The sequence below is a fragment of the Dyella koreensis genome, assembly GCF_044904565.1.
In the GTDB taxonomy this organism is placed as follows: domain Bacteria; phylum Pseudomonadota; class Gammaproteobacteria; order Xanthomonadales; family Rhodanobacteraceae; genus Dyella_D; species Dyella_D koreensis.
In genome coordinates, this window is sequence record NZ_JADIKD010000012.1 from 339,562 (window position 1) to 352,071 (window position 12,510).

Annotated in this window: 8 protein-coding genes; 7 read left to right on the forward strand and 1 reads right to left on the reverse strand. The window is 62.6% G+C overall.

The features are described from left to right. The first annotated feature begins 256 nt into the window (after positions 1 to 256). The 7 genes from ISS97_RS16655 (at position 257) to ISS97_RS16685 (ending at position 11,924) form a co-directional block, all read left to right on the forward strand. Entirely contained in the window at positions 257 to 1,111 is an 855-nt protein-coding gene (locus ISS97_RS16655; RefSeq protein WP_379983487.1) for a fimbrial protein, read from the forward strand. Between the two features lie 14 nt (positions 1,112 to 1,125). Further along, complete coding sequence (locus ISS97_RS16660) at positions 1,126 to 1,638, forward strand: fimbrial protein (protein WP_379983486.1); 513 nt, start codon at positions 1,126 to 1,128, stop codon at positions 1,636 to 1,638. An 8-nt stretch (positions 1,639 to 1,646) separates the two neighbouring features. Continuing rightward, positions 1,647 to 2,138, forward strand: a complete 492-nt coding sequence (locus ISS97_RS16665) for a fimbrial protein (RefSeq protein ID WP_379983485.1) — start codon at positions 1,647 to 1,649, stop codon at positions 2,136 to 2,138. 12 nt (positions 2,139 to 2,150) lie between these two features. Then, positions 2,151 to 2,669, forward strand: a complete 519-nt coding sequence (locus ISS97_RS16670; RefSeq protein WP_379983484.1) for a fimbrial protein — start codon at positions 2,151 to 2,153, stop codon at positions 2,667 to 2,669. A gap of 357 nt (positions 2,670 to 3,026) precedes the next feature. Continuing rightward, positions 3,027 to 6,125, forward strand: coding sequence for a response regulator (locus tag ISS97_RS16675; RefSeq protein WP_379983483.1), 3,099 nt, complete (start codon positions 3,027 to 3,029; stop codon positions 6,123 to 6,125). A 195-nt stretch (positions 6,126 to 6,320) separates the two neighbouring features. Further along, entirely contained in the window at positions 6,321 to 9,719 is a 3,399-nt protein-coding gene (locus ISS97_RS16680) for a hybrid sensor histidine kinase/response regulator (RefSeq protein WP_379983482.1), read from the forward strand. Between the two features lie 369 nt (positions 9,720 to 10,088). Beyond that, complete coding sequence (locus tag ISS97_RS16685; protein ID WP_379983481.1) at positions 10,089 to 11,924, forward strand: M4 family metallopeptidase; 1,836 nt, start codon at positions 10,089 to 10,091, stop codon at positions 11,922 to 11,924. Positions 11,925 to 12,027: 103 nt separating this feature from the next. On the opposite strand, the gene ISS97_RS16690 is transcribed toward ISS97_RS16685, so the two are convergent. Further along, a complete protein-coding gene (locus ISS97_RS16690) occupies positions 12,028 to 12,315 on the reverse strand; it encodes a hypothetical protein (RefSeq protein ID WP_379983479.1) in 288 nt (95 codons plus the stop codon). Positions 12,316 to 12,510 lie beyond the last annotated feature (195 nt).

Consider the following 12,510-nt stretch of genomic DNA (forward strand, 5'->3'; position numbering starts at 1 on the left):
ACAAACACATGCCATGAACAACCTGGCTCAGCCAGGCGTTCCCAGCTCAGCGCATTGGACTCGCCGTGCGCTAGCGACCGTGCTGGTTCTACTTGGGCTAGTTACCGCTCCGGCTTATGCAGGGACGTGTGCCTATACCACGGAGACTCCAGTGGCCCTGAATGCTGTGGCGTCTCTTGCGGGAAGTATTACCGTGGGCCGTGACGTGCCGATTGGCACCGAGGTGTATAGAGCGACTTTCAACACGAACCGTCCCGTGAATATCACCTGCACGCCCGGGACCTATACGCGAACGCGCCGTTATGTGACGAATCCGTATCCGCTTTCCAGCTATGTGCATCCGTCGTACGGCAATCGCGTTTACCAGACCTCGGTGCCCGGTATCGGCGCCGTAGTTTGGAACGCCGGCACCGCCTTGCCATCCGTCATCGGTCCGTACACCTATACGGTACAAACCGTATTTACAGCGGCCACGGCCTGGGACATCAGCCTGATCAAGATTGGACCGGTTGGCGCCGGCACCATCCGAGGTACGGACCTGCCCACGTGGGAATACACCCACCTCGGGGACAACACGCTGCGCATGTTATTGGGCAGTTTCACGGGTTCGATCAATATCGTCTCGCGCACTTGCACGACTCCTGATGTGCCTGTGGACCTCGGCTCGCACTACATGACCGAGCTGAAGGGTGTCGGCACGACGACCAACACGTGGGTCAATGTGCCTATTGCCTTGAATAACTGCCCGGCGTTCTTTGGTGTTTTCCGTCGCGCACTGACCAACGACAGTGGCGTAACCCAATCCTCCACAAACAATCAGATTTCCTATCGCGTCGATCCGGTTACATCGATCGTCAATCCGTCGCAAGGCGTGATGGCCTTGCAGCCGGACGGCGTCAATCCGACCGCAACGGGCATCGGCATCCAGATCGCCAATGCCAGTAGCACGCCGGTGAGCTATGGCACGGTGACCAACTCGGGTCTGGCGCTCAACCAGACGAATGGCTCGAACTACACCATTCAGCTCAGAGCGCGCTATTACCAGACGGGAGCTACACCAACGCCGGGACAGGCGAATGGCGCCGCCACCATCACGCTGATCTACAACTGATGGGAGTCCAGGCGATGACGATCCGATTCCCATTGAAGTGGCTGGCCCTGGGCGGCGCGCTTGCCTTGCTGTCGGCCAATGCGGCCGCCGCGGATCTGACGGTGCGCTTCACGGGCCGATTCCTGGCAAGCACCTGCGCCTTTTCCATCGCGGATGTCGACCTGGGCAGCTATTCGGCCACGACCTTTACCGGAAGCACGACTACGCCATCGAGGAACATCGTGGTTCGGGCATCCAGCTGCACGCCGGATATCACGACGGTGCATATGCGGTTCACTGGTACGGCGGATGCCACGGTCACTTCCTACTTCGCCGCGCGGAGCGTAACGGGCAACGTGACGGGAGTGGGCATCGAGCTGATGAACGGTAGTTCGCAACGCGTGACACCCAACGTCACCACGTTCGACTGGCCGTTCGCTACCTGGGGCATGACCTACAACCTGTATGCACGCTTCGCACAGACGCGACCCAGCGTAACGGCCGGCACCGTCAGCACACCCATCACCATCCAATTCACCTACAACTGAGTTCTGCCATGAAGACTGCCATTCTCCCATCTGTTCTTGCTGTCGGCTTGCTCGCCTGCGCCGCCTCCGTGCAGGCGCAATCGGTGACCTTCAATGTGACTGGAACAATCACTCCCGGCGTGTGCGTGTTCACCGCCAATGACGTCGATCTCGGTACGTACAGCGCAACGACCTTTACCGGCAGCACGACCACCGGCTGGGTGGACGTACCGATCCGCTCCACGCGCTGCGACCCTCTGGTGACAGTGGTTCACATGCGCGTAACCGGCACCGCCGACGCCGCCGACGCGGCACTCTTCCGGGGCGTATCGGGTATTGGCGTCGAGCTGCAGCAGAAGATCAGCGGTACGCCGATCGTTCCTGCCGGCACCACCGTCAACTTCACGACCGTCCCCGGAGCGGCGAGTTATATGTTGCAGGGGCGCTTCAAGCAATCGGCGCCGACGGTGGCCGCCGGCACGGTGCGTTCGCCGGTCACCATCCAGTTCACTTACAACTGAGGCGGCCAGCCGATGAAACGCCTGCACCTACCTCTGCTTGTGGCTTTGGCGTTCTCCGCCGCCAGCGGTGGCGCGTGGGCGCAATCGGCCCAGTTCGACATGACCGGTCAGATCACGCTAGGTACTTGCGACTGGGCGGTGGGCGACGACAACCGGACCATCCGGCTGGACCCGATCAATGCCAATGCATTGCCTGCGAACGGCGGCGCTGGATTCAAGGCGTTCCGGTTGACGCTGCATAACTGCACGCCGGTGCTGAGCAATGCGACCTTCATTTTCTCCGGCACGCCGGACACGGTCGACGCGCTTCGTTTTCAGAGCACAGGCGACGCCACCGGCGTAGCGGTCGAGCTCGCATCGATGGACGGCCAGACGATTGGCGCCGACGGCACAAACAACACCCGCACGACACCGATCGTGTCGGGCCAGTCCTCGCTCCTGCTGCAGGCAGGCTACTGGCGGCTTGGCGGGCAGGCGCTCAATGCCGGCACGGTCACCGCCGTCAGCACGGTTACGCTGAATTACAACTAGGAAGTGGTGGTCCGGACCACGCTACGTGGTTTCGGACAGGGCAGGGAAGCCCCCTTTTTTTCATCGCCTCAACGAAGCGAGTGGCGCCGCCAAGATGCTGAATGGCCAATGGCGCCCCGCGAAATTAGGACCTGTCAGATATCTGCAGGGCGGGTCACCCCCTAGCCTTATTCCATACACCACGGATGCCGAGCGCGCGGGTTCATGCCCTCGTGCCGCGCACATGTGGGCGTGATCGCAACGAACGGGCGATGGTCGGGCCAGGACGGCTGGAGGAGCGGTGCCCACGCGCCGTCGTTATCCACCAGAACGAGGCATGACCTGCGCGCCAGACATCGCGCCGTCTTCATCAGACCCATGAACCGACGACTCCACCAACTCAAGGCCGCTCTTGCTGGGCACCGCGTCGATGTCTCCGGCGACGGCGACCTGGCTGCCATGCGTCGCCACCAGCGGCGCATGTTGTATGGCGGCGGCCTGGTGCTGAGCCTGGTGGTGGTGCTTGCCCTTATCGGGGTGATCGCGCAGCGCATGACGGACTATCAGACCAACCAGTTGGATGAATTCAATAGTGCGAGGCTGGCGCTCGAATCGCAGTTCATTCAGCGCGACGCGGGCTACGTGCGCACGCTCAACACCATGGAGTACGCGTGGCGTCATCGACGGGCACGCCTGATGGCGGGCGGCGACGCGCACGAGCGCAATTTCCTTGCGAACGGCGAGCACGCGGTTGTGATCGGCGGTCCGGAGGCCATGCCATGGCTGGTGCTCGGCGAACATGCATCGGCGATGCCAAGGGCTACGCTGGATCGCTACCTTGGGTTGATCGCCGAGCTATCGGTGACTGTGCAGACCTCGATCATGGAATCGAGCCGGCCCGATTCGACGATCGGTTACTTCTACGATCCGAGCGGGTCATTCTTTGCATTCGGCCGCGGGCTGGACGAAGGCGGCTGGCGTGAAGCCACCGGGCAGCGTGATCGTGCTTCCATGTTCGCGAATCTCGCGAAGCACGGCGTCGATCTGCATGATGCCGCAGCCCTGCGCAAACTGCGCCAGGGCAATCCGTTCCTGTCGTTCTACAGTACGAAGCTGCCCAGAATACAAACCACACTCGGCAGACATCCAGTTACCGGTGCGCCTGCGATAACGGGCTCGTTTGCTCTGATGGATGGCGAAAAGCCCATAGGCGCGATGGTGATCTTCGAGCCAGCGGAGCGCTTTGCGGATCGGCTCCGTGAGGTGGCCACGGGCGACTTTGCGTTGATCACCCATCAGGGCGAGGTCGTGCTGAGCACACCATCCGCCGAGGCAGCCTCCGGACTTGTGAAGGAGTTCCGCCGGGCCAATGGCTGGTCCGCCTGGCGTAGCGGCGTGACGGCGCATCGACACGGCGGCCGGTTCTTCATCGCCGACCGGGTCAAGGGTACGGACTGGTCATTGGTCTATGCCTATACCTGGCACGATTTCGTGGCTCAGCACGGCAGCGCCGTCGGGATCGACGCAGCACTGGCCGTGCTGGTGCTGCTGGGACTATGGGGCCTGCTGATCCACCTGGATCGCGGGGTCTTCACGCCTGCGCTTACGCGTGCCTCCCGCGTTTACGAAAGCGAAGATCTGAGCCGGGCGATCATCGAGACCTCGCCGGTGGGCCTGTGCCTGATCGCGGCCGACGATGGCGCGCCCATTCTGCAGAACGACCTGGTGCGCGAATACGCGGCCGGCGTACACCACGGCCATCGCACGCTGTATCGCCAGCTGGTAGAGGGTTTTGCGAAGGCTACGCAATCGCCCACGGGGCGGCCGGAGGGGCGTGAGTTCAAGTTGACGCTCGATGAGACCGGCGTCTATGAGAAACGCCATTTGTTGACGGCGGTGGTGCCCGCGACGTATCAGCATCGCGCGGTACTCTTGTGCGCCCTGCGTGATCTCACGGCGCGTGTCGAAATGGAGGCATCGCTCCGCCAGGCCCGCCAGGACGCGGAAAACGCCAGCCGTGCCAAGTCCGCCTTTGTGGCGACCATGAGTCACGAAATTCGCACACCGCTCAACGGCATCCTCGGTCATATGGAACTGCTTGGCAGGACGGCAATGAGTGCCCAGCAGACCGAGCGCCTGAGTCGCATCCGGCACTCCGCCGATTCGTTGCTGGCGGTGATCAGCGATGTGCTGGATGTTTCCAAGATCGAAGCGGGGCAGCTGGATATTGAAGAGCTGCCGTTCGATCCGCGCGCCATGATCGAACAAGTGGCGCTGTTGTACGCGCCCATGGCCCAGGCCAAGGGCGTGCGGCTGCTCTATCGGATCGACCCGGCGTTGCGGTCCGGCTACCGCGGCGGTGTGGCGCGTATCGAGCAAGTGCTGCGCAATCTGGTCAGCAATGCGATCAAGTTCACGGCGTCGGGCAAAGTGGTGCTGCGCGCATCGCCGGTGTCTGACCTGGATGGCACAACACAGCGCGTGCGTTTTGAGGTGATCGATTCCGGCATCGGCCTGACCGAAGCCCAGCAGGTGCGTTTGTTCGAGCCATTCGTGCAGGCCGACGTCAGTATCGGCCGCCGCTTCGGCGGCACCGGATTGGGCCTGGCCTTGTGTCGTCAATTGAGTGAGCTGATGGGCGGTGCGATCACCGTGCGCAGTACGCCGGGCGTAGGCAGCGTGTTCGCCCTTGAGCTGCCTCTACAGGTGGACAGCGCAGTCCGACCGAAGGAGAGGCCGCTGGAAGGCATGCAGGTTGCACTGCTGTCGAGCGTGCCGGAATGGCGTGGCGAGATCGGCGACCGGCTCGCAGCCTGGGGAGCACAGGTGGCGACCGCTGCGCATCCGGACGAACTGGACAGTGACTTTCTGGCCTCGGCTTCGGCGCTGGTGATCTATGGCCTGCCATGGGGCGCCTGGACTGACGCCGAAGAAGCGGCACTGGAAGCGAGACATGTGATTCGCGCACGCAGCGACGGCCCACTGCTGCCCGAGTGGCATGAGGATGCCGCGATCATTTCCTGCTACGCCAGTGATGCGTTGCTGCGAGCACTGCTACAGGACTGCGCCGATGACATGAGTGAACCGGCAGCGGAGGAAGCACAGGCCGACAGCGAACGCTGCCGCATCCTGCTTGTCGACGATAACCCCGTGAACCGCGAACTCGCGCAGCAACAGCTCGAGTTGCTCGGCTATGCGGTGGAAACCGCCGAGCACGGCAAGGCTGCCCTGGCGCGCTGGGATGCGGGGAAGTACGACATCGTGATGACCGACGTGAATATGCCCGTGATGAATGGCTACGACTTCACCCGCTCCTTGCGTCACCTTGGCGTGACGTTGCCCGTACTCGCCTTTACTGCCAGCACGGAACAAGAGGAGCGGATGCGCTGCGAGCGGGCGGGTATCACCGAGCTACTGCTCAAACCTTTATCGCTGGACCAGCTTCGCGCATCGCTTTTGCCCTACGCCATCCCGTAGGAGCGCACCCTGTGCGCGAAACGACCCGCGAGGGTCGCGCCTTTTGAACAGCGGCCCTGCTGGTGCAGGGCGTTCGCCCACAGGGTGGGCTCCTACATGAGGCCGCACGCCAGTTAACTGGCCACCAAAAATCGGCTAGATTGCCTGGACCAAAGGCTCCGCGCGGGCCCTCCATCGGCATGATCCGGGATATCGATGAGCCACCCCGACCACCCGCGGCCGTTACCCCATGCCCCTCCTGCTCCGGGCGATCACAGCGAACTCGCTTCGTTGCGCCGGCATCAGCGGCGCCTGCTGTTCGGCGGCGGCGGCCTGTTGACCTTGCTGATTGTGCTGACAGCCATCGGCAGCTGCTGGCTGGGTGTCTCGGACTACCACGCAGCTCAGCGCCAACTCTTTCAGGATGGTCGGGCCGCCCTCGATACCTTCCTGGTGCGGCGGAACTACGGCTATACCGCCAGCCTGTATGCCAACAATGCCTTATGGCTGACGCGGCAGTCGCTGTTGCTGCAGAACGGCGAGCCACTGGCCCGGCAGTTCGCGGCCGAGGGAGAGCGGATCACGGTACGGGCCAACGATGCATCCGTGCCGTTCCTGGTGCTTGGGCACGGCACCGCCGCCATGCCGGCATCGCGTCTGGCGGCTTATATGGGCGTGTTCTACGAGTACTCGTCCCTGATTTCATCGACGATCGCCGCGGTTGAATCGGCCAAGCCACTCACGGTATTTGCCTATGAGCCGGGCGGCTCGCTGTTTGCCATCACCGGTGTACGCGACGAGGCACAGCTGCTCGAGGCCTTGAAGGCTCCCACACGCGAGCAGGCATTCGCGCGCCTGACCGTGCGGCAGCCTGCTGCGACCAGCCCGAACGCCGCCGTGCTCGCACGCGGTGGCGAAGTGACGTTCTACTTTGCGCATGATCCGATCACGGGCGACCCTTCACTGGCGAGCACGATGACGCTGGCGGTGAATGGCAAAATCTATTTGCGCCGCGTCGCTTTCGAGTCGACGGACCGGATCAAGGAGAGTCTGCAGTCAATGTCGCCAGCCGTCTTTACGGTAGTAACCCATGCCGGCGACATCGTGCTCAACAGCGGCGACCCGGCAACGACGCCTGCGCAGACGCAGGCACTGCTTCGCTCGGCCGGACTCTGGTCGTTCTGGCCAGCAGGCCAGATAGCTCGTCGCGTCGGCGGCACCTATGTCATAGCGGACCAGATCAAAGGCATCGATTGGGCCGTGGTCCATAGCTATACCTGGCGACAGATGCTGGGCGACCTATGGCAACACTTTGCGCTCATTGCCGCGGCGGCCGCCTTGATCCTGGCGGGCTTATGGGCGCTGCTGCTGCGCATGGACCGCCGTGTGCTGGCACCGGCGCTGGCCGATGCGTCGCGCGTTTATGAGAGCGAGGCGCTGAGCCGGGTCATTATCGAAACTTCGCCAGTCGGCTTGTGTCTGCTGGATTCGCAGCGTGCGGATCCGATCCTGCAGAACGACGTGATGCGCCAATTTGCCGAGCAGGTCGGCGCCACCGTATCGCTGTATACGCAACTCGCCAGACAAACGCGAAACATGACGCACGCTACCCGTACCTCGGGTGCCATGGAATTTCAGCTGGACCTGCAACGGCAAAGCGGCGATCCGCTCAGCCTGCTGGTGGCGGCCGCGCCAACCCAGTATCGCGACCGGCCCGTGTGGCTGTGCGCATTGCGTGACATCACGGCGCGGGCGGAACTGGAGGAACGCCTGCGGCAGGCGCGCATCGATTCGGAGCAGGCGAAACTCGCCGCCGAAGCGGCGAGCCATGCGAAGTCGACCTTCGTCGCCACCATGAGTCACGAAATCCGTACGCCACTCAACGGCATCCTGGGGCACCTGGAACTGCTGACACGTTCGTCGCTCGATGCGGCGCAGCGCGAACGGCTGGATCGCATCCGGCTTTCCGCCGACACGCTGCTGGGCATCATCAGCGACGTCCTGGATTTCTCTCGCATCGAAGCAGGGCAGCTAGATATCGATCCCGTGCCGTTCCGGCTGCGGACCTTGGTGGAGCAGGCGGCGCTGTTGTACGCGCCGGGTGCGCAACGCAAGGGTCTGAAACTTTACTTCGCTATCGATCCTGCGCTCTCGTCCAGCTACGTCGCCGACATGCACCGCATCCGGCAGATCCTCAACAACCTGATCAGCAATGCGGTGAAGTTCACGGAGTCGGGGCGGATCAGCCTGCGCGTATCGCTTGCCGAACCGCATGACGGCAAGCCGCAACTGCGATTCGATGTGGTGGACTCCGGCATCGGCATGTCGGAAGCCCAGTTGGCGCAGTTGTTCGAGCCGTTCTCGCAGGCCGATGCCAGCATCTCCCGGCGCTTCGGCGGCAGCGGCCTGGGTCTCGCCCTGTGCCAGCAGTTGGCGCAATTGCTCGGCGGAGCGATCCATGTGCAGAGCACCGCGGGAGTGGGTAGCGTCTTCACGCTGGAAGTGCCGGTAGAGACGGCGCAGGAGACTGATGATCGAACGCTGCTTGCCGGCAAGCGCATTGCCTTGCTCTCAGGTGCCTCGGAATGGCGGACTGAAATCGGCGCGCTGCTGGGCTCCTGGGGCGCGGAAGCAACGGTAGCGGGGCAGCCTTCCGATTTCGATGCCGCATCGGTACGCCAAGCCGATGCCTTGTTGATCTTCGGTGCGCAACCGGCATGGAGCGACAGCGACGAAGCGGCACTGATCGATGGCGTGAAGCGGGTGATTCGCGCGCACGCCGACGGTCCGCTCGCGCCGCTTTGGCAGGACGGCGCGCTGCATATCTCTTGTTATTCCAGTGAAGCTCTGCAACGCGCCATCTTGCGTGGCGAAGCAGCCGAGCCCGATGCCCTGGCACCAACGGCGATCCCGGTGAACAGCCATGCCAAGGGCAGGGTGCTGCTGGTCGATGACAATCCTGTCAATCGCGAGCTGATCCTCGAACAACTCGAGGCACTGGGCTTTGGTGTGGACACGGCCGAAGACGGCGAGGCGGCCTTACGCCTGTGGCGTTCCGATGTGTACGTAGCCGTGCTGACCGACATCAATATGCCGCGCATGAATGGCTACGAGTTGACGCGCGCCTTGCGCGAACGCGGCGAGACGTTGCCGATCATCGCGATTACCGCCATGGCGCTGGCCAGCGAGAAACAGCGCTGCAAGGAAGCTGGCATCACCGCCATGCTGCTCAAGCCGATTTCGCTGGAGAAACTGGATGTCGCGATGAAGCGCCATGTCGCAACCATCGAACAAGCCAATCCGCCGTCGTTGCCAGCACGCAAGCCATCGGAAAAAGTGCGGCGAGCCTTCGTCGAGTCGGGTACGCAGGATCTGCAGACCATGCTCGATGCGTGGCAGCGACACGACGAAGCCACGGTGATGGAGCGACTCCATTCCTTGAAAGGCGTGCTCTTCATGCTTGGCGAACGCGACGCGGCACAGGCATGCGCTGCGATGGAGCGGCGCGTCGAAGCCGATGGCATCGGGGAAACCGATGCTTCCATTGGCCAGTTGGAGCAAAGGCTGCGGAACGTAATCGGCGATTATGAAGATAAGGGAAGCTCGGTTATCTGATTCGCCCCGCTTCGCGCCCGCTTTCTAATTTCCGTCTATTTTGAAGGCGTTTTAATCGCTCGTTTTTGCGGTTCGTTAGATGACGCAGTTCGCACTTCTTTGCGTAAACCGCAGGTTGTCACGTTTTCTTGACCGTACCCCATGTTAGCGTCGCTCGGCCGTTGGGAAGGGGCTTCCTGTCGGCGTTCTCAAGTTGTTTCGATCGCGCATAAAACTGCATCGCCGGGGCGGCGTAGGTTCTTGCCAGTTTATTGGGGCAGGATGGGGACGGCTTGCCTACTTAATTCGTACTGCAGGCTCATGTCTCTGTATTAGGGGAGTGTTTGTGCTGCCCGGTGGTTTCTCATCACCCATTGGAGAACACCGCAAATGAATAGCGCAAAGATTGGGTATAAGCATGCACGTGTCTGGCTGGCCCTTGTGGGGCTGATCGGCGTCACGGCCGCGCACGCGGCTGATGTACAGAAACTACGCGCACAGAGTCTGGGGGTGACGCCGAGCAATCAGCTCGCCGCCAGACTGGGGCTCAGCGCTGACAACAGTTTCGTCGCACGCCAGGCGACCAAGACGGTGCGTGGCACGCAAGTGGTGCGCATGCAGCAGTACTACAAGGGCGTGCCGGTCTATGGACACAGCATCGCGGTCGAGCAGGATGCCAGCGGCAACTCGCTGAGTGCGGACGGCAACCTGCTGCAGAATGCGCAAGTCGACCTGAGCTCGGTGACGCCGCGCTTGAGCACGGCGCAGGCGCTTTCCTCGCTGCGTGCCACCAAGGGCTTCCTGCCGACGACGGCGCAGGCGCCGCGCAACGAGCGCGCCGACCTGTACGTCTATCCCGATGAGAGCGGCCGCGCACGGTTGGTCTATCTCACCTCCTATGTCGTCGACAGCCCCAGCCCCTCGCGGCCCACCGCCATCATCGACGCCAACACCGGGCAAGTCATCAAGCAGTGGGAGGGCCTCACCAACGCCGATGCGACCGGCCCAGGCGGCAACGCCAAAACCGGCAAGTACAACTACGGTACGGATTACCCGTATCTCAACGTCACACAGTCAGGTACCAGTTGCTCGTTCCAGAACACCTACGTGAAGACGTACAACATGAATCACGCCACCAGCGGCTCGGGCACCTTGTGGAGCTTTACCTGCTCGAACAGCGATGAGGCCGACGTCAATGGTGCCTATGCGCCGATCAACGACGCTCACCATTTCGGCGGCGTGGTGCACGACATGTACCAGGCCTGGTTCGGCGCGCCACCGCTCAACCAGGTGCTGCTGATGCGGGTGCACTACGGCACCAGCTATGAGAATGCGTTTTGGGACGGTACCGCCATGTCGTTCGGTGACGGCGCGAGCACGTTCTATCCGCTGGTGTCGCTGGATGTGACCGGCCACGAGATCAGCCACGGCTTCACCGAACAGCACTCCAACCTGGCGTACTCCGGGCAATCCGGCGGCATGAACGAGGCATTCTCGGACATGGCAGGCGAGGCAGCGGAGTTCTTCGACCGCAACGGCCAGAACGACTTCCTGGTGGGCGCCGAGATCTTCAAGTCCAGCAGTGGCGCGCTTCGCTACATGTGCAACCCGACGCAGGACGGCGCCTCGATCGACAATGCGGCGAACTACTACAACGGGCTGGACGTGCACTATTCCAGCGGCGTGTACAACAAGGCGTTCTGCTTGCTGGCCAAGACCAGCGGCTGGGATACGAAGAAGGCGTTCGAAGTGTTCGAAGGCGCCAACGCCGTGTATTGGACAGCGTCCTCGACCTTCAATGACGGCGCTTGCGGCGTGGAAAAAGCAGCGGTCGACAAGGGCTACACCAAGGCCGACGTGACCGCGGCGTTTACCGGCGTCGGGGTCAGCTGCTCGGGCGGCGGCGGTGGCGGCACCGCGCTCCAGAATGGCGTAGCGGTGACCGGCCTGTCGGGTGCTTCGGGTGCGGTGCTGAACTACACCGCCGACATTCCGGCGGGCGCCCGTAACCTGGTGGTTACCATTTCGGGCGGCAGCGGCGATGCGGATCTGTACGTAAAGTTCGGTTCCACACCGACCACGAGCAGCTACGACTGCCGCCCTTATAGGGCCGGCAACAGCGAAAGCTGCAGCTTCGCCACCCCCAAGACAGGCAAGTACTACGTGCAGTTGCGTGGCTACTCGTCCTTCTCGGGTGTCACCCTGAAGGCCACCTGGACTCCGTGAAGCGCGTGGGTGACCACGTCATAAGCTGAGTCAAGAAGCCGGTGGGCGCCATGCATCCACCGGCTTTTCTATGACACGCCGTAAGCGCAACAGTCGCCGGCATTCAGGCCGACGTACTGACGAGATTGCCGCTGCTGCCGCCGCTTTCGGCCATCAAGGCGGAAACCAATCGTGCGACGGTAGCGGCCAGCTGGCCCATGGTGGTGGCCACCGCTGACTGCAATGCCGCAATGCTGGCGGCATGAGCCGGATCCTTGTCCTTGCCGCCCGACATGGCGGCGCGCAGCTGCTGCTGTTGCTGTGCAAGCTGTTTCTGCAACCGTTCGATCTGCTGTCGCAGGACCTGCACCGTGATGCTCGCGCCACCACCGGTTGCGCCCGCGGAATCCACGTTCCCTCCCTTGACGCCTGACGACTTGGTTGCCGATGTCGACTTGGGTGAGGTGGTGCTGGCCGATTCAGGGGCAGCACTTCCGGTTGTCACTGGCACAGCCGGGGAAGCCGTGTTGGGGCTGATGTTCAAGCGAAATCCTTGCGAAGGGGATGCGCTGTCTGCATCGGCCGATGCTCGCTAAAGTTGAGCCGC

Bases quoted from the DNA above. Each gene is read 5' to 3' on its own strand.
- ISS97_RS16675 (WP_379983483.1), top strand. From the start codon at position 3,027: ATGAACCGACGACTCCACCAACTCAAGGCCGCTCTTGCTGGGCACCGC.
- ISS97_RS16665 (WP_379983485.1), top strand. From the start codon at position 1,647: ATGAAGACTGCCATTCTCCCATCTGTTCTTGCTGTCGGCTTGCTCGCC.
- ISS97_RS16660 (WP_379983486.1), top strand. From the start codon at position 1,126: ATGACGATCCGATTCCCATTGAAGTGGCTGGCCCTGGGCGGCGCGCTT.
- ISS97_RS16670 (WP_379983484.1), top strand. From the start codon at position 2,151: ATGAAACGCCTGCACCTACCTCTGCTTGTGGCTTTGGCGTTCTCCGCC.
- ISS97_RS16680 (WP_379983482.1), top strand. From the start codon at position 6,321: ATGAGCCACCCCGACCACCCGCGGCCGTTACCCCATGCCCCTCCTGCT.
- ISS97_RS16685 (WP_379983481.1), top strand. From the start codon at position 10,089: ATGAATAGCGCAAAGATTGGGTATAAGCATGCACGTGTCTGGCTGGCC.